This is a genomic window from Amycolatopsis sp. NPDC051071 (assembly GCF_040682875.1).
GTDB lineage: Bacteria > Actinomycetota > Actinomycetes > Mycobacteriales > Pseudonocardiaceae > Amycolatopsis.
In genome coordinates, this window is sequence record NZ_JBFBBY010000092.1 from 1 (window position 1) to 20,879 (window position 20,879).

At 68.9% G+C, this 20,879-nt stretch carries 25 protein-coding genes; 12 read left to right on the forward strand and 13 right to left on the reverse strand.

What is annotated here, in order from left to right; all coding sequences use genetic code 11:
* Positions 1-182: 182 nt before the first annotated feature.
* A complete protein-coding gene (locus AB0M65_RS26190) occupies positions 183-362 on the reverse strand; it encodes a hypothetical protein (protein ID WP_364032681.1) in 180 nt (59 codons plus the stop codon).
* A 339-nt stretch (positions 363-701) separates the two neighbouring features.
* Here AB0M65_RS26190 and AB0M65_RS26195 point away from each other — a divergent pair, with 339 nt between their 5' ends.
* The 3 genes from AB0M65_RS26195 to AB0M65_RS26205 all read left to right on the forward strand — a co-directional run bounded on the left by AB0M65_RS26195 (position 702) and on the right by AB0M65_RS26205 (position 2,831).
* Complete coding sequence (locus tag AB0M65_RS26195; RefSeq protein ID WP_364032757.1) at positions 702-1,505, forward strand: EamA family transporter; 804 nt, start codon at positions 702-704, stop codon at positions 1,503-1,505.
* Positions 1,506-1,656: 151 nt separating this feature from the next.
* Entirely contained in the window at positions 1,657-2,073 is a 417-nt protein-coding gene (locus AB0M65_RS26200; RefSeq protein WP_364032682.1) for a GNAT family N-acetyltransferase, read from the forward strand.
* The gene (locus AB0M65_RS26205; protein ID WP_364032760.1) at positions 2,073-2,831 is read left to right on the forward strand and encodes a hypothetical protein; all 759 of its coding nucleotides are present in this window, start codon (positions 2,073-2,075) and stop codon (positions 2,829-2,831) included. Before AB0M65_RS26200 ends, AB0M65_RS26205 begins: the two co-directional genes overlap by 1 nt.
* Here AB0M65_RS26205 and AB0M65_RS26210 read toward each other — a convergent pair.
* From AB0M65_RS26210 to AB0M65_RS26220, 3 genes are all read right to left on the reverse strand, one after another.
* On the reverse strand, positions 2,806-4,248 hold the full coding sequence (locus tag AB0M65_RS26210) for an amino acid permease (protein ID WP_364032763.1): 1,443 nt from the start codon (positions 4,246-4,248) through the stop codon (positions 2,806-2,808). The genes AB0M65_RS26205 and AB0M65_RS26210 overlap by 26 nt on opposite strands.
* 68 nt (positions 4,249-4,316) lie before the next feature.
* Positions 4,317-4,979 (reverse strand): response regulator transcription factor, encoded by a 663-nt coding sequence (locus AB0M65_RS26215; protein WP_364032685.1) that lies wholly within the window; start codon positions 4,977-4,979, stop codon positions 4,317-4,319.
* The gene (locus AB0M65_RS26220; protein WP_364032688.1) at positions 4,976-6,172 is read right to left on the reverse strand and encodes a histidine kinase; all 1,197 of its coding nucleotides are present in this window, start codon (positions 6,170-6,172) and stop codon (positions 4,976-4,978) included. Before AB0M65_RS26220 ends, AB0M65_RS26215 begins: the two co-directional genes overlap by 4 nt.
* Positions 6,173-6,281: 109 nt before the next feature.
* Here AB0M65_RS26220 and AB0M65_RS26225 point away from each other — a divergent pair, with 109 nt between their 5' ends.
* Positions 6,282-6,875, forward strand: coding sequence for a hypothetical protein (locus tag AB0M65_RS26225; RefSeq protein ID WP_364032691.1), 594 nt, complete (start codon positions 6,282-6,284; stop codon positions 6,873-6,875).
* Positions 6,876-6,890: 15 nt separating this feature from the next.
* Here the strand turns inward: AB0M65_RS26225 and AB0M65_RS26230 are convergent, their stop codons facing one another.
* Both AB0M65_RS26230 and AB0M65_RS26235 read right to left on the reverse strand, forming a co-directional pair.
* Positions 6,891-8,138, reverse strand: coding sequence for a hypothetical protein (locus AB0M65_RS26230; RefSeq protein ID WP_364032694.1), 1,248 nt, complete (start codon positions 8,136-8,138; stop codon positions 6,891-6,893).
* On the reverse strand, positions 8,135-8,935 hold the full coding sequence (locus AB0M65_RS26235) for a class I SAM-dependent methyltransferase (protein ID WP_364032697.1): 801 nt from the start codon (positions 8,933-8,935) through the stop codon (positions 8,135-8,137). Before AB0M65_RS26235 ends, AB0M65_RS26230 begins: the two co-directional genes overlap by 4 nt.
* Positions 8,936-8,985: 50 nt before the next feature.
* Between AB0M65_RS26235 and AB0M65_RS26240 the strand changes: the two genes are divergently transcribed.
* Positions 8,986-9,363: a hypothetical protein gene (locus AB0M65_RS26240; protein ID WP_364032700.1), complete on the forward strand. Its 378-nt coding sequence runs from the start codon at positions 8,986-8,988 to the stop codon at positions 9,361-9,363.
* Between the two features lie 47 nt (positions 9,364-9,410).
* Positions 9,411-10,610 carry a hypothetical protein gene (locus tag AB0M65_RS26245; protein WP_364032766.1) on the forward strand — a complete coding sequence of 400 codons (1,200 nt, stop codon included), beginning with the start codon at positions 9,411-9,413 and terminating at the stop codon, positions 10,608-10,610.
* Positions 10,611-10,718: 108 nt separating this feature from the next.
* Here AB0M65_RS26245 and AB0M65_RS26250 read toward each other — a convergent pair whose 3' ends face one another.
* Both AB0M65_RS26250 and ppgK read right to left on the reverse strand, forming a co-directional pair.
* A complete protein-coding gene (locus tag AB0M65_RS26250) occupies positions 10,719-12,119 on the reverse strand; it encodes an RNA polymerase sigma factor (protein ID WP_364032703.1) in 1,401 nt (466 codons plus the stop codon).
* A 246-nt stretch (positions 12,120-12,365) separates the two neighbouring features.
* The gene (gene ppgK, locus AB0M65_RS26255) at positions 12,366-13,127 is read right to left on the reverse strand and encodes a polyphosphate--glucose phosphotransferase (protein WP_364032769.1); all 762 of its coding nucleotides are present in this window, start codon (positions 13,125-13,127) and stop codon (positions 12,366-12,368) included.
* Between the two features lie 67 nt (positions 13,128-13,194).
* Here ppgK and AB0M65_RS26260 point away from each other — a divergent pair, with 67 nt between their 5' ends.
* Positions 13,195-14,013, forward strand: coding sequence for an inositol monophosphatase family protein (locus AB0M65_RS26260; RefSeq protein ID WP_364032706.1), 819 nt, complete (start codon positions 13,195-13,197; stop codon positions 14,011-14,013).
* A gap of 80 nt (positions 14,014-14,093) precedes the next feature.
* Here AB0M65_RS26260 and cei read toward each other — a convergent pair whose 3' ends face one another.
* Positions 14,094-14,777 carry an envelope integrity protein Cei gene (cei, locus tag AB0M65_RS26265; RefSeq protein WP_364032709.1) on the reverse strand — a complete coding sequence of 228 codons (684 nt, stop codon included), beginning with the start codon at positions 14,775-14,777 and terminating at the stop codon, positions 14,094-14,096.
* 453 nt (positions 14,778-15,230) lie between these two features.
* On the opposite strand from cei, the gene AB0M65_RS26270 reads away from it, so the two are divergent.
* The gene (locus tag AB0M65_RS26270; RefSeq protein WP_005164528.1) at positions 15,231-15,539 is read left to right on the forward strand and encodes a DUF4193 domain-containing protein; all 309 of its coding nucleotides are present in this window, start codon (positions 15,231-15,233) and stop codon (positions 15,537-15,539) included.
* Between the two features lie 103 nt (positions 15,540-15,642).
* On the opposite strand, the gene AB0M65_RS26275 is transcribed toward AB0M65_RS26270, so the two are convergent.
* Positions 15,643-16,137, reverse strand: a complete 495-nt coding sequence (locus tag AB0M65_RS26275) for a DUF3093 domain-containing protein (protein WP_364032713.1) — start codon at positions 16,135-16,137, stop codon at positions 15,643-15,645.
* 24 nt (positions 16,138-16,161) lie between these two features.
* On the opposite strand from AB0M65_RS26275, the gene dut reads away from it, so the two are divergent.
* Positions 16,162-16,644, forward strand: a complete 483-nt coding sequence (dut, locus tag AB0M65_RS26280; RefSeq protein ID WP_364032716.1) for a dUTP diphosphatase — start codon at positions 16,162-16,164, stop codon at positions 16,642-16,644.
* The gene (locus AB0M65_RS26285) at positions 16,644-17,291 is read left to right on the forward strand and encodes a DUF3710 domain-containing protein (RefSeq protein WP_364032719.1); all 648 of its coding nucleotides are present in this window, start codon (positions 16,644-16,646) and stop codon (positions 17,289-17,291) included. Before dut ends, AB0M65_RS26285 begins: the two co-directional genes overlap by 1 nt.
* Before the next feature lie 13 nt (positions 17,292-17,304).
* Here AB0M65_RS26285 and AB0M65_RS26290 read toward each other — a convergent pair whose 3' ends face one another.
* The gene (locus AB0M65_RS26290; RefSeq protein WP_364032722.1) at positions 17,305-18,018 is read right to left on the reverse strand and encodes an alpha/beta hydrolase; all 714 of its coding nucleotides are present in this window, start codon (positions 18,016-18,018) and stop codon (positions 17,305-17,307) included.
* 102 nt (positions 18,019-18,120) lie between these two features.
* Here AB0M65_RS26290 and AB0M65_RS26295 point away from each other — a divergent pair, with 102 nt between their 5' ends.
* A complete protein-coding gene (locus AB0M65_RS26295) occupies positions 18,121-18,501 on the forward strand; it encodes an OB-fold nucleic acid binding domain-containing protein (RefSeq protein ID WP_364032726.1) in 381 nt (126 codons plus the stop codon).
* A gap of 9 nt (positions 18,502-18,510) precedes the next feature.
* Positions 18,511-19,266 carry a DUF3159 domain-containing protein gene (locus AB0M65_RS26300; protein WP_364032729.1) on the forward strand — a complete coding sequence of 252 codons (756 nt, stop codon included), beginning with the start codon at positions 18,511-18,513 and terminating at the stop codon, positions 19,264-19,266.
* Positions 19,267-19,352: 86 nt separating this feature from the next.
* Here the strand turns inward: AB0M65_RS26300 and AB0M65_RS26305 are convergent, their stop codons facing one another.
* Together AB0M65_RS26305 and AB0M65_RS26310 are read right to left on the reverse strand one after the other, a co-directional pair.
* Complete coding sequence (locus tag AB0M65_RS26305) at positions 19,353-20,009, reverse strand: TrkA family potassium uptake protein (RefSeq protein ID WP_016332961.1); 657 nt, start codon at positions 20,007-20,009, stop codon at positions 19,353-19,355.
* On the reverse strand, positions 20,009-20,674 hold the full coding sequence (locus tag AB0M65_RS26310) for a TrkA family potassium uptake protein (RefSeq protein WP_364032733.1): 666 nt from the start codon (positions 20,672-20,674) through the stop codon (positions 20,009-20,011). Before AB0M65_RS26310 ends, AB0M65_RS26305 begins: the two co-directional genes overlap by 1 nt.
* Positions 20,675-20,879: the final 205 nt, after the last annotated feature.

The window sequence follows — 20,879 nt, forward strand, 5'->3', positions numbered from 1 at the left end:
GCACGATCGGGATGACGTGGCGGCCGAAGTCGATCGTGTCGCCGAGCATGTCGTAGCCGCGCACGTCGGCAGGCATGCGCCACGCCAAGGCGGCTGCTGCCACCCGAAAACCAGGGGAAAGACAGGGCGGCCGACTGCTCCATGGGGAGCTGCCGGCCGCCGGGTGGTCGTCTACTGGTGGGTTACCCCTGAATGTCCGCGGACATTTCCTTGAGCTTCGTTTCGTGTGCGCGGGCGTGGTGACCACAGAAGAGCAACTCGCCACCGGTGCTGAGAATGGCTCGAACCTGGGCTGCAGCTCCACACCGGTCGCATCGGTCGGCAGCGGTCAGTTCGGGGCGGGTGAGCGTCGGTGAAGTCATTGGAGTCTCCCTCCGTCCCGGCACCGGTGACCCGGTGCCATCGATCCAGCTACGACCACTTCGGCACTGATGCCGGGAACGCTCGTTCCCGACCCCGCCGTGTTCGTGCTTCCACTCTTCCAGACGTTTGGCGGCCCGCAAGTGTTCCCGTGCGGGTGTCTCATTTGTCACTGCTAATTACCTCGTATGTCGTAGCGTAATCACGCAACGTAGGAGAAGACTCCCCGTCGGAACGTCTTTTCCCACGTCAGGCACCATGCTGGGGTGGGTATCGCAGCCGTCCGGAGCCGCCTTTCGAGCGTCCCCGCTCCGGTCTTGTTCGTTCTCAGCGGAATTTCGATGTACGCCGGTGCGGCCGTCGCCGTAGGTCTCTTTTCGGTCGCCTCACCCGCGGGGGTGGCTTGGCTTCGCTGTCTCGGGGCCGCCGTGGTCCTGCTGGCGTGGCGGAGGCCCTCTCGTGAGGCGTGGACCGGGCGCGCGTTCCTGCTCGCCGGTGCTTTCGGCGTCGTCACGGCCGGGATGAACGTGCTCTTCTACGAGGCGATCGCGCGGTTGCCGCTCGGCACGGCGGTCGCACTCGAATTCGCCGGGCCGGTCCTCGTCGCGGCTTTCGGCTCGCGGACCCGGCGTGACGTCTTCGCACTCCTGCTGGTGGTGGCCGGGGTGGTCGCCATCGCGGACGTCCGCCTCGAAGGCAGCCTGCCCGGCGTGCTCTTCGCGCTGGGCGCGGCGGCCGCCTGGGCCGGGTACATCCTGCTCGGGAAGCGGGTCGCGGTCGGCGGGAGCGGGATCGACGGGCTGGCCGTGGGGTTCGCGGTCGGCACCGTGGTGCTGTCCCCGCTGGCGTTCGGCACCGGGGCGGTGTGGGGTTCGCCACGCCTGCTGCTCTTGGGCATCGGGATGGGTGTGCTCGGGACGGTCGTGCCGTACGCGCTCGATCAGGTGGTCCTGCGCAAGGCGGGGCACGCCCGGTTCGCGATGCTGCTCGCGTTGCTGCCGGTGACGGCGGGCCTGATCGGTTTCCTCTGGCTGAAGCAGGTCCCGACGCTGCCCGAGGCACTCGGCACGCTGGCCGTGGTCGCCGGGGTGGCGCTGCGTTCGCCGGACCGGCGTGACCGGACGGTGTCCGAACCACCCGCGTAACCCGATGGCCCGCGGCCCCTCCTGGCGGGATACTGACCCCGACCGAGGGTGAACGGAAGACCCGCGGCGTCTCCAGGCTGCCGGAGGACCCGACCGCGGTACCGAAGAGATCATCGCCGCACCTGTGGCGTTACCAGCACCTGGAGGACACGTGGCCGACATCCGGCGGGCAAGGACCGTCGACGAGGTCGTCGCCGCCGAGCACCTGTTCGACGGCCCCGCGGAACGGACGGCGTCCGAGAAGTTCCTCGCGGGGGAGGAGAACCACCTGCTGATCGCCTACGAGGACGGCTATCCGGCGGGGATGATCACCGGCACCGAGGTGACGCATCCGGACAAGGGCACCGAGATGTTCCTCAACGAACTCGACGTCCATCCGGACTACCAGCGGCGTGGGATCGGCCGCGATCTGGTCGACGCGCTGGCCGCGCTCGCGCGGGAGCGGGGCTGCCGGGGGATGTGGGTCGGCGTCGAACCGGACAATACGGCCGCGCTGGCGACCTACGCCTCGGCCGGTGCGGGCACGGACGGGAAGTTCGTCATGCGGTCGTGGACGTTCGAAGACTGATGTCGTCCGGAATCGACGGCGATCGCACGGGCCTGTCCGGGCCTCGCTGGCTGCCGGGTGGTGAGCACCTCGTCGCCGTCGCGCGCGCCGAACTCCCGCAGAAGGACGGGCTCGCCGGGCCGTTCGCGGCGCTGGCCGCCCTGCGCGCGGCGGGGTTCGACATCGCCGATCAGGACGAGGTCGCGGCCTCGGCAGGCACCGTTCTGCCCGCGGCGCCGGAACTTCCGGCAGGTGAGGTGTCCCGGGTGGACTATCGGCTTCCGCTGCCGGTGGCGGAGCGGGCGGGCACCACGCCGGAGGGGCTGGCGCGGGCGATCGAGGAGCTGTCGGGCGGGCGGCTCGCCGCCGTGCCCGCCACCGGGAACTGGGCGCCGCAGTCGCTCTTCATGCTTCTGGCGGCATTGTGGCCTTTGCCGCGGGTCGCGCTGATCGCCGAGGTCGACCCGGCCGAATTCGGCGCGCACGACACGCCGGCGCGTGCCCTGCTCGACTACCTCGACACGGGCGTTCCGCCGCTGTGGTCGTCGCGCTGGCGCCCGTCGACAGGACATGTCGTGCTGGTGACCGGGATGCGGATCGGCACCGAAGGTACCCTTGTGTCCATTATGGATGGTTATTCGTCGTTGGGGGACAACGGCTTGCGCGAGCAGCCGATCGAATGGCTGGCCGCGGCGCTGAGCCGGGTCCTGGTCGTGGTCGACGTCGTCGACGCCGAGTCCGCCGACGCCGCCGTCAAGACGGCCGGTCTGTGGAGCTGACGTCGCCGGGCCGGGCGAAGCGAGAGTGCTTGCGGCCGTAGAAGACGTAGATCACCAGGCCCAGCAGCAGCCACGCGGCGAACCGCAGCCAGGTCATCACGTCGAGGTTGAGCATCAGGTACAGGCAGGCCAGCGCCGCCACGACGGGCAGATACGGCGAGAACGGCACCGTGAATGGGCGCTCCAAGCCTGGACGGCGTTTCCGCAGCACAGGGACGGCCACCGCGACGATGATCATCGCCGAGAGCGCGCCGATACTGACCATGTCGGCGAGTTCGGAGATCGGGATGAAGGCGGCGAGCGCCGCGATCAGCACCGCCCCGGCGATCGTCATCCGGTGCGGGGTACCCCAGCGTGGATGCGTTTTGCCGAACTTCTTCGGCAGCAGCCCGTCGCGGCCCATCGCGAAGCCGATCCGCCCGATCGTCACCAGTTCCACCATCATCACCGACGTCAGCCCGGTGACCGCGCCGAGCGAGATCAACGCGCCGACCCAATGCTGCCCGACCCGGTCGAAGGCGTCGGCGAGCGGGGCGCCCGCGTCGATCTCGGCGAACGGCACCATCCCGGTCAGCACCAGCGAGACGGCGATGTAGAGCAGCGCGCAGACGCCGAGCGCGCCGAGGATGCCGACCCGCAAATCGCGTTTCGGGTTCACCGTCTCCTCACCGAGGTTGGCGAGCGCCTCGAAGCCGGTGTAGGCGAAGAAGACAACCGCGGCGGCCGTGACCATCCCGGCGATGCCGTAGACGGACTGTTCGAGCCCGAGCGCGGCTTGGACGATCGGCTGATGCAGAGCCCCGGCGGTCTCCGTCGGCGGCTGGGCCGGCGGGATGAACGGCGTGAGGTTCTCGCCGCGGATGTAGAACACGCCGACCGCGAGGATCAGCACGCAGACCGCGACCTTGACCAGCACGAGCAAATTCGTCACCCGCGCCGACTCCTTGATCCCGATGACGGCGATCACGGTCAGCACCGCGATGATCAGGACCGCGCCGATGTTGATCTTCGCGTTTTCCCCGAACCAGTCGGGGGAGAGCCCCATCAGGTTCGCGAGGTAGCCGGACCAGCCGCGTGACACGACGGCCGCGCCGAGGGCGAACTCGAGCAGCAGGTCCCAGCCGATGATCCAGGCGAACGTCTCGCCGAGGGTGGCGAACGCGTAGGTGTAGGCGCTGCCCGCGGTCGGCACGCTGGAGGCGAGTTCGGCGTAACAGAGGGCGGCCATCCCGGCCACGACGGCGCCGAGCACGAACGACAGCGTCACCGACGGACCGGCGTGCGACTTCGCCTCGACACCGGCGAGGGTGAAGATCCCGGTGCCGATGATGATGCCGACCCCGAACCCGATCAGGTCACGTCCGTGCAGGCGGCGTTTCAGCTCACCCGAGTCCTGTCGCTTCAGGACCTCGTCCACGTCCAGAGTTCGCCGCATGAAGGGTCACGCTAGAAGATCGCCGCCTGCCTCGCAGATCGGTGGGAGGTTCAGCTCTCCAGGACGATCCCGTTCTCCTGCGCCAAGATCGCCGCCTGCACCCGAGATCGCAGCGCCAGCTTCGTCAGCACTCGCGAAACGTGTGTCTTCACCGTCGTCTCGCCGATATGCAGCCGGGTACCGATCTGCGCGTTGGACAGGCCACCGCCGAGGCAGGCCAGCACCTCGCGTTCGCGTTCGGTCAGCTCGCCGAGACCGTCGGGGACGGCGGCGGGTTCGCGGGTGCCCGAGGCGAACGCGGCGATCAGCTTGCGCGTGACCTGCGGGGCGAGTACGCCTTCGCCTGCCGCGACCAGTTTCACCGCCTCGATCAGCCGCGACGCCTCCACCGATTTCAGCAGGAACCCGGCCGCACCGGCCCGCAGCGCGGCGTGGACGTACTCGTCGAGGTCGAAGGTGGTCAGCACGAGGACTTCGCACAACCCCTCCGTGGTCAGTTCCCGCGTCGCCGCGATGCCGTCGACGCCGGGCATCCGGACGTCCATCAGCACGACGTCCGGCTTCAGCGCCTTCGCCTGGCGGACGGCGGTGGCGCCGTCCGCGGCCTCGCCGACCACCTCGATGCCCTCGGCATTGCCGAGGATCATCATCAACCCGGCGCGGATCGCGCCGTGGTCGTCGGCGACCAGCACTTTGATGTTCCCGTCGCTCAAGACCCCTCCAGAGGCAGTTCGGCGCGGACCAGCCAGCCGCCGCCGGACGGACCGGCGGTGAGGGTGCCGCCCACCGCGGCGGCCCGTTCCCGCATGTTCAGCAGGCCGAGTCCGGTCCCGCCGTCGTCACCCGAGCCGGAGCCGGGACGAAGATCGTTGCGCACCTCGACGGTGAGTATGCCCCGGCCGCGGCTGATGTCGAGCACGGCCCGACCGCCGGCGGCGTGCTTGACCGCGTTGGTCAGCGCCTCCTGCGCGATCCGGTACGCGGTCAGGTCGACCGCGGCGGGCAGCGCCGGGGACTGGTCCACAGTGGACCCGACCTCGACGTCCAGCCCGCTGGCCCGCGCCGATTCGACCAGTTTGGACAGTTCGGCCAGCCGGGCGGGCGCGGTCGGTTCGATCTCGGAGTCACCCGTCGAAGGATCCGCGCGCAGCAGCCCGATCATCGCGCGCATCTCCTCCAGCGCGCTCACGCTGTTCTCCCGCACCGATTCCAGCACCTTCCTGGACAGTTTCGGGTCGGCTGTCGCCATCGTCAGCGCGGCCTCGGACTGGATGGCGATCGCCGACAGCTGCCCGGCGATGACGTCGTGCAGGTCCCGCGCCATCTTCGAGCGTTCCGCGGCCACCGCGGCCTTCCGGTCCAGGTCGCCGATCTTGGCCAGCTGCCCCGCGTTCGCCCGCTCGCCGTCGGCGATGTCCCGTTGCTGCCGCACGTTCGCCGCCCACCACACCGGCGTGACCACGAACGGCAGCAACGCGAACGCGAGGGCGGCCGTCCGCCAGTGCTCGGAGAAGAGGAGCGCCAGGCCGACCACCGAGATCGTCCCGATCGCGGCGGCGCCCATCACCAGCCTGCTGACGCGTCGCGAACCGTAGAGCGTCGTCGCGTAGAGGAAATCGGTGAAGATGATGAGGATCGGCAGCGAGGGACCGAACGAGAGGTCCACCGCGACCACGGCCAGCGCGCACATCAGCGCCAGCGGGATCTTGCGGCGCAGCGTCTCCAGCGCGCACAGCACGGTCAGCTCGGTCAGCCGGATCCACAGTGGAGTGTCGTCGGGGCCCGCGAGCAGCACCTGCATCCCGCTCACGTAGACCAGGACACCGACGACCCAGGAGCCGAAGGCGATGACGACGTCCTGTTTCCCTTCGGCGAGGTGATTCAGGCGTGGGACCAGCGAGGGCACCCGTCCATCCCAGCACACCGGGGCGCGGGGCGGTGTCCTACTAACTGATGACGAACATCTCGTGCCGTACGCCGATGTGGCCACCCGCGGCGCGAGTCAGACTCGGATCGTGAACAAGATCTGGGACTTCATCGCGGAAAACCCGATGGCGGCCGTGATCGCCGGTGGGGAGATCGGTTTCTGGGTCGCCATCGTCGCCGGCCTCGCGACCCGCTATCTGCTCAAGCTGAAGCGCACGAGCGCCGTACTGCTGTTCCTCACCCCGGTGATCGACCTCGTCGTGCTGGCCGCGACGGTCATCGACCTGCGGAACGGCGCCACGGCGAACTTCGTGCACGGCCTCGCCGCGGTCTATCTCGGCTTCAGCGTGGTGTTCGGACCGTCGATGATCCGGTGGGCCGACGTGCGGTTCGCACACCGGTTCGCGGGTGGGCCGCCACCGCCGCCCAAGCCGAGGGGACGGGAGAAGGCCCGCGTCGAATGGCGTTCGTGGTTCAACTGCGTGCTGGCGTGCGGGCTCGCCTCCGTCGTGCTGCTCCTGCTGATCCTCGTGGTCGGCGACACCGAGCAGGTCGCGCAGCTGTGGGGCTGGCTGCCGAGGCTGGGGATCGTGACGGCCATCTGGTTCGCCACCGGGCCGCTGTGGCAGGAACTCTCGCCCAAGGACGACGACGACCGGGTTTCGGAAGAGGCGCGACGATGACCGGAACCACGCCGCTCAGAGTGACACGAGCACCTGCAGGACCCCCAGGACGATGGTGACGACCGTCAGCACGACGGTGACCACGGTGAGCCGCGTGACCCGCGCGCTCACCGTGTTCTCGTAGGAGTACCGGGTCTCCTCGTCGATCGCCTCGGCCTGGCGGTCGAGCTGGGCGATGATCCGCTCCACGCCCATGCTGGTGACCAGGCGGCGCTCCAGCGAGTCGACCTCGGGCGGGAGCGCCGAATGCAGCATTTCGAGGATGTCGTCGAGTGAGCCGCGGAGCAGCCGGGTGCGGTTCGGGGGCTTCTTCATCACTCCGAGCTTCTTCGCCGCCAGAGCCTGCATTTCGCGCTGGGCGTTGCGCAGCCACTGGTCGGCCAGCGCCATCCGGATCAGGACCCGTTCGAGGATGAACAGCATCCCGTGATCGAGCCCACCGACCTCGCTGTCGATGCCGAAGTACGGGTCGTCCGCGCCGAACGGGCCGCGCATCAGCTCGCCCTGCTGCTCGACGTAGTCGGAATCCTTGCTGTTGAGGCAGACGATCCCGGCCGCCATCGTGTAGGCCGCGACGAAGGAACGCGTTCCCCACGACGGGCCGAGCGCCTCGCGGGCGACCTCGCGCGGCACGAACCGCCAGCCCTCGTCGCCGGTCGCCATCCCGTAGAACGGCCGGGGATCGGCCGCCACCCGTTGCGCGGGCGGATGCCCGTCGTGGGAGCGCACTTCGACACACCAGCCCTTGCGGCTGAGCCCTTCGGACAGCTCGCAGCCTTTGGTCAGGTCCTCGAAGACGTGGGTGACGGCCTTGAGGAGCGAGGGGAAGGTTTTCTCGCCGTAGCTGCCGTGCAGCCCGTCGTTCCCGTTCACCGCCTCGCGGCCCTGGAGGCTTTGCAGGACGGCGATCGCGAGGTCGAATTCGGCGGCCGGGCGGTCGGCCTCCTGGCCGGTGACCGTGGTGGCGAGGATCAGCGTCATCGCGTGGTAGCTCGGATGCCAGGTGACCACGAGTTCGCACGGCAGGGCTGCCGCGCCGACGCGGATCGACAGCCGTGAGCCGCCGGTGCGTTTGCGCAGCACCCGGCGTCGCGGCGGGGTCGTATAGCTGGCGAGGAAGTTCTCCGCGGCCGCCCAGTCGTCGCCGAGATCGCCGTCGAGGTGCGTCAGCAGCCCCCGGTCCCGGCCGCCGTCCAGTACCTTCTCCGCCTCCCGCTCGGACAGCGGGACCGCCCAGGCGAAGGTGAGAAGCAGTGCGGTCATGCGGGTTCGCGGCGTAGCAACGCGACCAGATCCCGGCCGAGGTGGCGGCGCAGCGGCCCGGAGGCGTTGACCAGTTCGTCGCGGTCGACGTGCTCGTCGGCGGGACCGAGGTCGTCGAGGACGTGGTAGGTCCACTCCCATTCGGTCCGCCAGCCCGCCGCCGTGGCGTCGGCGGCGACTTCGTCCGGGTCGAGATACCGGATCGGCAGTGCCGGGCCGTCGCCGTCACGCAGTGCGTTGTCGAACTCTTCGCGTGAGACACGGCGGGACCGGACCCCGGCACCGTCTTCGACGCTGTCCAGGCTGAACGTGCCCTGTCCGATCGGCGACCGGCTGTAGGCCAGCACGAGGGCGCCGCCGGGCGCGGTCACCTCGGCCAGCCGCCGCAGGATCGGCGTGACGTCCGGCGTCGGCACGTGCTGGATGACGTGACTGCAGACGACGAGGTCGTACGGGCCGCCGTCCAGTTCGGTGATGGGTGAGACGGCGAAGGAGAACTCGGTGTCCTCGACGACGGTCTCGCGTGCCTTGGCCAGCCTGTCCGGGTCGGGGTCCGCGGCGGCGACGTCGGCGGAGAACCGGGCGAGCCAGGGGAGGAGGCGCCCCTCACCGCAGCCGGCGTCGAGCGCCTTGACCCCGGCCCGTGCACCGAGGGTGGCGGTGAGCCGTCCGGCGATCTTCCCGAGCGCCTTGTCCTCGCTCGCCGTCCAGTACCCGTCGTAAGGCTCGTGCCGTCGGATGAACGCCCCGGTGACGTGGTCGCCGGTGTCCGGGTAGCGGTAGCTCTCGGTCAGCACAGTCGCGAATATAGCCGGAATCACGGCTTCAGCGCGGTTTACCATGAGTCGTGGTCACCTGGCCTGTCGCGCTGTACACCGTTGTCGCCGTGGCGCCGTCGGTCCTTTTCTGGTGCGCGCTGAAGGTGCCCCCGGTGCTGCGCTGGTGGCGCCGCCGTCGCGAACCGGAGGTCCCGGCCGGGCCGCCCATCGAGAAACTCGCCGCCGACCTCCGGCGGGTACACCGGCTGCTGGCCGACCTCCCCTCCGGCGCTTCGGCCGTCCGCCGGTACGGCACCCGCCAGGCGTACGACGCGTTGCTCGTCCAGGCCTGCCGGGAGGTCGAGGTCGAACACCGGCTGGACACCCTGCCGGAGGGTTTCGACCGAGGCATCGAACGGCTGCGTGTCGAGGAATCCTTGGCAGAGCGCGGACTTTCGGTGTCCTGACACGGTTTGTATCGAACTTATGCGCATGGCCGGGAGCCTCGGTGAACATGAAGAGGCTGGGACTACTCGCTTCGCTCTTACTGGTGTTCGCCCTCATCCCCGGGGTCGCCTCCGCCGCGGCGACCTTCCCGCGGATGGACGCGGCCACGGTCGACGGCTACCGCTGGACGCCGGGTTCGACCTTCGACACCTACGCCGCGCGCATCGCCGCGCTGGAAACGAAACTCACGCCACGCGGCCTGCCGGAGATCCTTTCGTCGGCCAACCGCAAGGGGCGTCCGCTGTGCCACGGCACATACCTCGCGGCGGCGCTGAAACCGGCCGGATTCTGCTGGGAGGACGCCAATGACGACAAGACCAACGACTGGATCCCACAGGGACTGACCGGTTCCGGCGACGCCGACGCGGCGACCGGGAAGGTCGGCGGCAAACGGGTCGTGGCGACGTCCTGGCACACCCCGGGCGACACCATGGTCCGGCTGTCCTTTATGGACGCGACCGGGCTCGGCTACCGGCATGTACTGCTCGTCGAACCGACGTCGAACGACAATTTCGCCGTCGTGCAAGGACATGGGCACGGGATGACCTGGATCGGGAACCGGCTGTTCGTCGCGACCACCGGGGGAGTGGTGCGGGTGTTCGACACGCGGCACTTCTGGAAGGCAGACGACAGCTCCGGCGTCGTCGGGAAGGGCCCCGATGGCAAGTACCACGCGGCTTTCTATGACTACGCGATGCCGCAGATCGGCGCGTTCTGGTATCCCGGCGGCGGCACCTGCACCAACGCGCCCGGGCCGCGCCCGTGTCTCTCGACGATGTCCTTCGACCACAGTGACGGCTCGATCGTGACCTCGGAGCACGTGCCCAACGCGTCCGGCAGCCGGGTCCTGCGGTGGCCGTTCGACCGCGCGACCGGGCTGCCCGCACTGTCGGCCGACGGGACCGTGCACGCGAAGGAAGGCTTCGTGTCTCCGATTTGGGGCATGCAGGGAGCGGTGGCACGCAACGGTTATTTCGTGATGACCGGCACCTGCCCGGAATACGCCGGCGTGGCGGGTGACCATCCGTCGTGCCTGCACGGCGGGGTCGGCGGCACGTCGACGTCCCGGCTGGGTGGCAAGGCACCGGTGAACTCGCAGAACCTGTCGTACTGGCCGTCGACAGGGGAGCTGTGGCTGATGAACGAGCAACTGCGGGAACGGGTGACCGTGCACGTCCCGTGGAGCACCCTGACCGGCCGCGATTAGTCCTCTGGTTGCGGTAGTTGCACGCGCAAGGACCGCAACTAGAGGACGAAACGCGAGAGACCCCGTCACCTAAGAGCGGTGACGGGGTCTCTCCGGAAACCGGGACTGCTAGTCCAGGTAGTCGCGCAGTACCTGCGAACGCGACGGGTGACGCAGCTTCGACATCGTCTTCGACTCGATCTGCCGGATGCGTTCACGGGTCACCCCGTACACCTGGCCGATCTCGTCGAGCGTGCGCGGCTGGCCGTCGGTGAGGCCGAACCGCAGCCGCACCACCCCCGCCTCACGCTCGGACAGCGTCTGCAGCACCGACTGGAGCTGGTCCTGCAGCAGCGTGAACGACACCGCGTCGACCGCGACGACGGCCTCGGAGTCCTCGATGAAGTCACCGAGCTGCGAGTCGCCCTCGTCGCCGATGGTCTGGTCGAGCGAGATCGGCTCACGCGCGTACTGCTGGATCTCGAGGACCTTCTCCGGGGAGATGTCCATTTCCTTCGCGAGCTCTTCGGGGGTGGGCTCGCGGCCGAGGTCCTGCAGGAGTTCACGCTGTATACGGCCGAGCTTGTTGATCACCTCGACCATATGCACCGGGATACGGATGGTGCGGGCCTGGTCGGCCATCGCGCGGGTGATCGCCTGACGGATCCACCAGGTGGCGTACGTGGAGAACTTGTAGCCCTTGGTGTAGTCAAACTTCTCGACCGCGCGGATCAGACCGAGGTTGCCTTCCTGGATCAGGTCCAGGAACGCCATGCCACGGCCGGTGTAGCGCTTGGCCAGCGACACCACGAGCCGGAGGTTCGCCTCCAGGAGGTGGTTCTTCGCCCGCTCACCGTCACGCACGATCCACTTGAGGTCGCGCCGCATCTGGGTGACGAGTTTCTCGCCCTCCTCCTCGGCGTTGCGGACGCGTTCGGCGGCGTAGAGCCCGGCCTCGATGCGCTTGGCGAGCTCCACCTCCTCCTCGGCGTTCAGCAGGGCGACCTTGCCGATCTGCTTGAGGTACGCGCGGACCGAGTCGGCCGAAGCGGTGAGCTCGGCGTCCTTGCGGGCCTGGCGCAGTGCCTCGGACTCTTCCTCGTCCCAGACGAAGTCCGGGTTGTCGGAGGTCTTGCCGGCGTTCTTGTCGGCCGTCGTCCGGCGCCCGCGAGGGGGCGTCTCTTCGACGTCCTCCTCGGACTCCGCGTCCTCTTCCGTCTCCTCGGTGACCGTCGCGTCGACGACGTCCACCTCGACCTCTTCCAGGTCGGACAGATCCGGGGTTTCGAGGTCGGCTTCGTCGAGTTCGACCGGACCGTCTTCCGGTTCGCCGTCTTCGGTCTTGGCACCCTTGGTGGTGGGTTTCTTGGCCGGAGCCTTCTTCGCCGGGGCCTTCTTCGCGCCGGCCGGCTTGGCGGCTGTCTTGCGCGCCGCGGGCTTGGCCGCGTCGGTGGCTGCCTCGTCGGCCGGCTCGCCGGCTGCGGTCGCTGTCTTCGTCCCGCTTCGGGTTGCGGTTCTTGCGGCTGCCACTTACGCCCTTTCGCAGCGGTCGATCATGACGAGCCGAGACTTGATGGTCTCGGCTGCCTCAAACTTCGGGGAACACCCTCCGGCCTGCGGTTTCCCACGTTCTCGTGAGTGCCGCCGCCGTGGGCCGTGTTCCATTGTAACGACGATACGTGACAGCGTCGCGGCGCGGATCACCGCCCGGCGGGCGCGACACGCCGTGCGACCCGCCGAAGTGACATCCGAAGCGCGGATGTCAGCTTGTGCGTGTCAGTGCTCGATGCCTTCCGCGGCGGCGGCCGCCGCGCCGACGATGCCCGCGTTGTTCTGCAGGGACGCGACGATGACCGGCGTGCGGATGTCCAGTAGTGGCACCCACTTGTGCGACTTCTTGCTGACCCCGCCGCCGACGATGAACAGGTCCGGCCAGATCAGGTTCTCCAGCACGCTGAGATACCTGTTCACCCGTTCCGCCCATTCGGGATACGTCAGTTCCTCGTTGTCCTTCACCGATGCCGCGGCTTTCTTTTCCGCATCGTGACCATCGACCTCGATATGGCCGAACTCGGTGTTGGGCACCAGCTTCCCGTCTTGGAAGACCGCGCTGCCGATTCCGGTGCCGAAGGTGAGCAGCGCGGTCACACCGCGCTTCGCGATCGGGTCGCCCCAGCGGATCTCGGCCATCCCCGCGGCGTCGGCGTCGTTGAGCATCGCGACGTCGTCCACCCCGCGGCCAAGGCGTTTGGCGAACAGCGCGTCAGCGTCGGTGCCGATCCACTTGTGGTCGATGTTGGCCGCGGTGTGCGCGACGCCCTTCTTGACCACGGCAGGCAGGGTGACTCCGACGGGACCGTCCCAGCCCGCCTGCCCGGTGATCTCGGCGACGACGTCGGCCACCGCCTCGGGGGTCGAGGGCTGCGGCGTGTCGATGCGGATCCGGTCGCCGATCAGCTTCCCCTCCGCCAAGTCGACCAGCGCGCCCTTGATCCCGCTGCCGCCGATGTCGATACCGAAACCTCGGGTCGCCTCCACCACGGACGTGGTCCCTTCTCGCACGATTCAGAAGCCTGCCTCGGAGACTTTAACCGGATGTGGTGACATGGCGGACGTGGGAGTTGACGAGACGTTGCTGAAGAGTGTCGCCGAGCGTGTCGCGGGCGAGGCCGCCGAACTGGTCCACGAAGCCTGGACCGGGATGAACGCGGGCCGCGAGGTGCGCGTGGACACCAAATCCGCCGACACCGACGTGGTGACCGCGGTGGACCACGAGTCGGAACGGCTGGTGCGCGCACGGCTGGCCGAACTACGCCCCGATGACGCCGTGCTCGGCGAGGAGGGCGGCGGGATCGCCGGGGACGGGGTGACCTGGGTGGTCGACCCGATCGACGGCACGGTGAACTTCCTCTACGGCCTGCCTTGGTTCGCCGTGTCGGTGGCGGCGCAGGTCGGCGGGGTCTCGGTGGCAGGCGCCGTCATCGAGCCGGTGAGCGGCCGCCGATGGACCGCCGCGCGTGGGCACGGCGCGTTCCTGGACGGGCGGCCGCTGTCGGTCAACGCCCCTTCCCGGTTGGATCTGGCACTCGTCGGCACCGGATTCGCCTACAAGGTCGAACGGCGTGCGAAACAGGCTCGCTTCGTCGCCGAACTGGCGACCCGGGTGCGGGACGTCCGGCGCAACGGCGCCGCCTCCTTGGACCTGTGCGCGGTCGCCGCGGGCTGGCTGGACGCCTACGTCGAACATGGCCTCGGGCACTGGGATTGGGCCGCCGGCGCGCTCATCGCCGCCGAGGCTGGAGCACTGGTGTCACTTCCCGGGGAAGACGCGGAGCTGGGACCCGACGCGACGTTCGCGGTGGCGCCGTCGATCGCGACGCCGTTGCGTCAGGTACTCGTCGACTCGGGTGCGGGCTTGATCTGAGGCCGCCGCCGATGTCATGAAAGACCCTTTCCTGACGAAATTCGTCAGGAAAGGGTCTTTCATGACACGCGCGAGAGAACTCAGCAGGGGACTTCGCGGGCGGCCTTCAGCAGCGCCTGGTCGATCACCGGGGCACCGCCGCCCGCCGACTGCTCGCCGCCGCCGTTGCCCTGTTGCGCCTTCGACCACTGCGTGAGCTGGTCGAGGACCTGGCGTGCCTCCGCCTTCGGGCGGATCTCGCCGAACAGGGTGCCGGTGGTGAGCGTGACCGACGCGTCCTTCCGGTTGTCCTTCACCAGTTCGGCGCACGGGACCACCAGGCTCAGCGTGCGCGCCGCCGCCGCGCCGTTCTCACCGAAGCGGATCTGGCCGCGGCATTTGGCTTCGACGTTCCCGTAGGCCGGGTCGTTGACCGGGTCGACGGCCTGGGAGAAGCCCAGTTCCTTGAGCGTGCTGGTGGCGATGCCACCCTGGCCGCGAACCTTGGAGCCGTTGAGCACCTGGACGGCGACCTTGTCGGGCGGGACCGGCGCGCGGTCGTCCAGCCCGTCATGCGTCAGTGGCGTATAGGTGACGCCCTGCTGGGGCGTGGGAGGCGGATCGCAGCGGATCACGGCGTCGATGTCGCTGCGGCTTGTCACCACGTTCACCCAGACGATGATCGCGCCGAGCGCCAGCACCCCGATCACGATGAGCGCGGGGAGCGGCTTGTGCCTGCGATACGGCCTCGCCCCGCGGTCCCCGATGCCGTTCCCCGACGCCACCTGCCAGTCCCTTCCCCAAAGCCCGGATCCCCGGACGGTGCTTTACCTCACCGTCGTGTCCGATCAGCCTATGCGTTACGGCGAAGGTCATCGGCGCGGGCCTCCGGATAGCACCACGCGACAGCCACTCCGGGCAAGCGGCCGGACCCATGGGGTGAGGTTCCCGACCCGGGGGCAACCCATTCGGACGACAAGCGTCTTGAAGACCAGGTTCCCCCTGTTGGGTGACGTATTCGCAGCAATGTCTGACTCGTTGCAGAGCTGGTATCGGCGTGAGCTACCCTTCGCGGGCTCAGGCGGCAGTAAGAGGCGCAAAAGAGAGACCTCGCTCACTGCCCAGCCGGGCACAAACAGGGGCGCTGGGACGTTAACCAGCGGCACGAAGGACTCACGAGCCGCGCGCTCGCGGGTCCGGGCCATCTGACATCGAAGCATCGCAGGGGTGAGGGACAAATGGCGACCGACTACGACGCTCCGCGCCGCAGCGAAGCCGACGAGCTGGCCGAAGACTCGTTGGAAGAACTCAAGGCACGGCGCAACGAAAACCAGTCCGGCGTCGTGGACGTCGACGAAGACGCTACCGCCGAGAACTTCGAACTGCCGGGCGCGGACCTCTCCGGACTTTCCGGCGAGGACCTGACCGTGAAGGTCGTGCCCAAGCAGGCCGACGAGTTCACCTGCTCCGTCTGCTTCCTGGTGCATCACCGCAGCAGGCTGGCGGAGGAGAGTGGCGGACGGCTCATCTGCCGCGACTGCGCCTGAGCCTACGGGCACAGGGGACGGCGCGACAGGGGTTTCGGGATCTGAACAGGAATAAGGGGGCCGGCCGATGAGGCCGGCCCCCTTTCCCGTTGTCCGGACCCGATCAGGATTTGGCGGCCGGCTGACGCAGCAGCTCGGCCACCTTCTCGGGGGACCGGGTGCTGAACAGCCAGTACGGCGTCGAGTCGCCGGGGTCGGTGAGCCAGACCCGCACGACCGGGCCGACCCAGCCCCGGTGCAGCACGAAGGCCGCCGGATCGGCGTCGCGGCCCAGCGCCTTGCGCTTCTCTTCCTTGTCGATCACCTCGACGTCGCCCACGAACTTGAGCGGAAGGTGCGCGTCGCGCAGCCACAGTTCGGGCTGGTCGCCGCCGGTGACCTTTACGCGGGACCGGCCGAGCGAGACCATCAGCGCGATCACCGCGGGGATCAGCACCACGTACGGCAGCCAGCCACGCAGCCCGGGATAACCCATGTCGATTTCGGCCGCCAGCAGCCCGCCGCCCAGCAGCGGCAACGGCCAGCCCCACCACGGGACGTAGAGCCGCTCTGAATGCTCGACAGCGCCGCCTTCGGCCACGTTCACGCTCTTACCCACGCGCTCAGGGTAGTCTCGCCGCCCGTGTCCACCGTTCAGGTACTGCTTTCCCGGACCGATCCTTCGGTCCCGCTCCCCGCCTACGCGCGCCTCGGCGACGCGGGCGCCGACCTCGTCACCACCTCGGATCTCGTCCTCGCGCCCGGCGAACGCGGCGTGGTCGGGACGGGCATCGCGATCGCCCTGCCACCCGGCTACGCGGGTTTCGTCCATCCGCGTTCCGGCCTGGCCGCCCGCGTCGGCCTCTCGGTCGTCAACACCCCCGGCACGATCGACTCCGGGTACCGCGGTGAGATCCGCGTCTGCCTGATCAACCATGATCTCACCGACAAGGTCGTGCTCACCCGCGGCGACCGGATCGCGCAGCTGGTCGTGCAACGGGTCGAACAGGCCGAGTTCGTCGAGGTCGCCGAACTCGAGTCGTCCGAGCGCGGCGAGGGAGGGTATGGCTCCACGGGCGGACACGTCACACTGGGAGCCGGAGCCAGGGAAGGAACGGAGAACTAGTGGGGATTTTCGGACGCAAGCGCGAGGCCAAGCCCAGCGGACGGCACGCCGCGCCCGAGGTCGAGGACCGCCCCGGCGGCGACGAGGACATCGAGCCGCAGCTGTCGGAGACCGCGGACGGCCCCTTCGACATCGAAGACGCCCCCGAGGACGGCATCCCGAGGATCGACCTCGGCTCGGTCAAGGTGCCGGTACCCGACGGTTCCCAGGTCCAGGTCGAGATGGACCCGGAGAGCGGCGGCGTCCGCGCGGTGCACGTCGTCACCGAGCAGGGCCAGATCACCGTCAGCGGTTACGCGGCACCCCGGTCGGGCGGTCTGTGGAAGGACGTCAGCACCGAGCTCACCGAGCAGCTGCGGGCCGACGGCGCCAAGGTGTCGGTCGGCATGGGGGAGTGGGGGCTGGAGCTGTCCGCGATCGTCGGCGACGTCGCGCTGCGGTTCGTCGGGGTCGACGGCCCGCGCTGGATGCTCCGCGGCGTCATCGCGGGTCCGCAGTCGCAGGCGTCCCAGGCACCCGCGGTGCTGCGCGAGATCGTGCGGCAAACCATCATCGACCGCGGTGACGCGCCGATGCCGGTCCGCACCCCGCTGACCATCACGCTGCCCGACGCCGTCGCGCAGCACATCGCGGAACAGCAGGGCTAGCTTTTCGAAGACCTCAGCTTTTCGAGGCTTTGAGCCAGGCCAGTACGGTCGCCCGGCCAAGGGATTCCCGATCCGCGCCGAGGGCGGTGAGCGTCGACTCGCCGACCTCGGCGCGTGGCAGGGCGGCCGCCCAGGCGCGGGCGACCTCCGCCGGATGGACCGGGTCGTCCACGCAGGCGCCGATCCCGGCCGGCACGTCGAGCCCCTTCAGGTCTTCGAGCGACGGCGCGGGATGCGCCGCGGCCGTCCGCAGGCTCGCGGCCAGCCCGTCGCCGTGCCGTCGCCACGCCCGGCCCAGTTCGGCCGAAAGCCAGTCCGGGACGCCGCCGGACGATTTCGCCAGCGCGCCGTCCACGCCGTTTTCGGCCACCAGATCCGCTGACAGCCGCGCGGCGAGTGACGCGGGTGCTGTCCCGGCCGGACCGTTCCAGGCCGGGAGCGCGGCCAGCAGGCCGGTGCAGCGGCCCGGATTGGTCACCGCCCACTCCGCCGAGAGATGCGCGCCGAACGAAATGCCGCCGACGAGTAGTGGACCGTGCGTCTCGGCCAGCCTGTCCAGTTCTTCCAGATAGCCGTCCGCGAGCCGGTCCCCGGCGGGCGGCGAAGGGGCGAGAAGAGGGACGCCGAGCGCCCGTAACGGGCCCTCGAACACGTTGCGCACGAATACTTCGTCGGACCCGGTGCCGGGGAGCACGACTGCCGTCGTAGGCGGAATAGCGGAGGTCACGTTGCGATCTTCTCCCAAACCGGTTTCCCTGGCTGAACACAGTTACGCTGGATTACGCACGGGCCGTTCGAGTCGGGGGCCCCGGAGCACAGGAGCACCGTTATGTCCGCCAAAGACGGCGGCTACTTCAGCCGGTTGGTTCGCAAGCTGACCACCGACGTCGAGGACCTCGACGCCGACGACCTGTCCGTGGAATCCGAGGCCGGCGGCGCGCAGCGCGCCTGTGACTGCCGGTCGGGTCAAGAGGTGACGGTGCTCGGCAGGCTCCGCAGCGTGGAGCTCTGCCCGACCAACGAGGCCGCGACACTGCAGGCCGAGTTGTTCGACGGCACACAGGGTGTGACGCTAATCTGGCTCGGACGCCGCCGGATCCCCGGAATCGAACCCGGGCGAACCATCAAGGTGCGCGGCCGGATGGCCGAACGTGATGGTCAGAAGGTGCTGTACAACCCTTTTTACGAACTTCAGAGCACTGTGAGTTGATCCCGCATCGTGACTGAACCCGCCCCCAGCGGCGAACAGAAGAAGACCGGGGACGAGCCCAGCGGCTCGGACGGCGAGAAGCCCCAGCCCACCCTGTTGGAACAGATGGGCGGGCTGTCGGGGCTGTTCTACTCCTCGCTGCCGGTCATCGTGTTCGTGCTCGCGAACGCGATCTTCGGCCTGACCGTCGGCATCTGGGCCGCCGTCGGCAGCGCGGTGGCCATCACGGTGCTGCGCGTCGTGCGCAAGGAGCCGCTGCAGCCGGCCATCTCCGGATTCTTCGGGGTGGCGATCGCGGCGTTCATCGCCTACCGGACCGGTTCGGCCAAGGGCTTCTTCCTGTTCGGCATTTGGACGAGCCTGGTCTACTTCGGCGTCTTCGCGCTCTCGATCGTCGTGCGCTGGCCGCTCGCCGGCGTCGTGTGGAACGCGCTGAACGGCAACGGCCAAGCCTGGCGCAAGGACAAGAAGTCGCTGATCGCCTACTCGATCGCGACCGGTGCGATGGCACTGATCTTCGGTGCCCGGTTCATCGTGCAGCGCTGGCTCTACGACGAGGACTACACCGGCTGGCTGGCCTTCGCGAAGATCGCGATGGGCTACCCGCTGTACGCGCTCGGCCTGCTCAGCGTCGTCTGGGCGGTGCGACGGTCGGAGAAACACCTCAAGGCCGTCTCGGCGGAAGCACCCGCCGAGGAGACCGACGCCGAGGTCGAGGCTCGCCTGCGGGAGAAGTACGCGCAAACGCCCGCCGTGGAGAAGTAGCCCGCGTTCGTCAAGACCCCGTGTCATGAAAGGGTCTTTCAGGACAAAATGTGTCCTGAAAGACCCTTTCATGACATCCGGACCGTTCAGTACCCCAGAGCGGTCCGGATCTCCGGCTCCACGTCCGAAGTGGCCACGAACAGCAGCTCGTCACCCGGCTCCAGCGGATCCTCCGGCTGCGGCACGATCACCCGGTCACCGCGCAGGATCGTCACCAGCGCCGCGTCACGCGGAAGGTTGATCTCGCTGACCGCCTTGCCCGCCAGCGGCGTCTCCTCCGGGAGGGTGAGTTCGACCAGGTTCGCCTGGCTCTGGCGGAACGTCATCAGCCGCACGAGATCGCCGACGCTCACCGCCTCCTCGACCATCGCCGCGAGCATCCGCGGTGTCGACACGGCGACATCGACACCCCAGGCGTCGTTGAACAGCCATTCGTTGGCCGGGTTGTTCACCCGCGCCACCACCCGGCGCACCGCGAACTCCGTCTTCGCGAGCAGCGACACCACCAGGTTCGCCTTGTCGTCGCCGGTCGCGGCGATCACGACGTCGCACTCCTCGATCCCCGACTCCTCGAGGATCGACACCTCGCAGGCATCGCCCAGCACCCAGTCCGCCTGTTCGACGGTGTGCGGCTCGAACTGGTCGGCCTCGCGTTCGATGAGCATCACCTGGTGGCGCCCGTCAATCAGTTCCGCGGCGATCGACCGGCCCACCGCGCCCGCCCCGGCAATCGCGACCCGCATCAGTTCTCCTCTTCCGGTTCGCGAGCGGCGACGCTGGTCACGTCGCTGACGGTGCCCGACTTCGCGGCGACGTAGACGACGTCGTCTGCCTGGATCACGGCTTTGGCGTCGGGCAGGACGGCGGTGCCGAACCGCATGATGAACGCGACCCGCGCGCCGGTCGTCTCCTGGAGTTCGCGCACGCTGCGCCCGTACCACCCCTCGTGCAGCGGGAGCCGCAGCAACGCGACGCTGCCGGACGGGTCGCGCCACTCCGAGGCGACGCCGTCGGGGAGCAGGGTGCGCAGGAACCGGTCGGTCGTCCAGGGGACGGTCGCCACGGTGGGGATGCCGAGCCGCTCGTAGACGGCCGCGCGCTTGTGGTCGTAGATCCTGGCGACGACCTTGTCGATGCCGAAGTTCTCCCTGGCCACCCTCGCCGAAATGATGTTGGAGTTGTCGCCGCTGGACACCGCCGCGAAAGCACCCGCGCGTTCGATCCCGGCCTCGATCAGCACCTGCCGGTCGAACCCGACGCCGACCACCTGCTGACCGTGGAAATCACTGCCGAGCCGCCGGAACGCCTGCTGGGTCTTGTCGATGATGGCGACGTCATGCCCCAGTCGCTCCAGCGCCGCGGCCAGGGATGCGCCGACCCGGCCGCATCCCATGATCACCACGTGCACGCCCTGCCTCCTTAGTTCGCGGACGTTTCACCCGTCCGCAGGTACCCAGACACACCAGCGCCGAACCTACCGTGAGCACCGCCCGTCAGCTCCACCGTCCTCCCCTCCGCCACCCTCAACGGAGACGCTGCGCGTCACAGTTAGCTCCAACCTTCCTCCCCTCCACCACCCTCAACGGAGACGCTGCGCGTCACAGTTAGTCTTC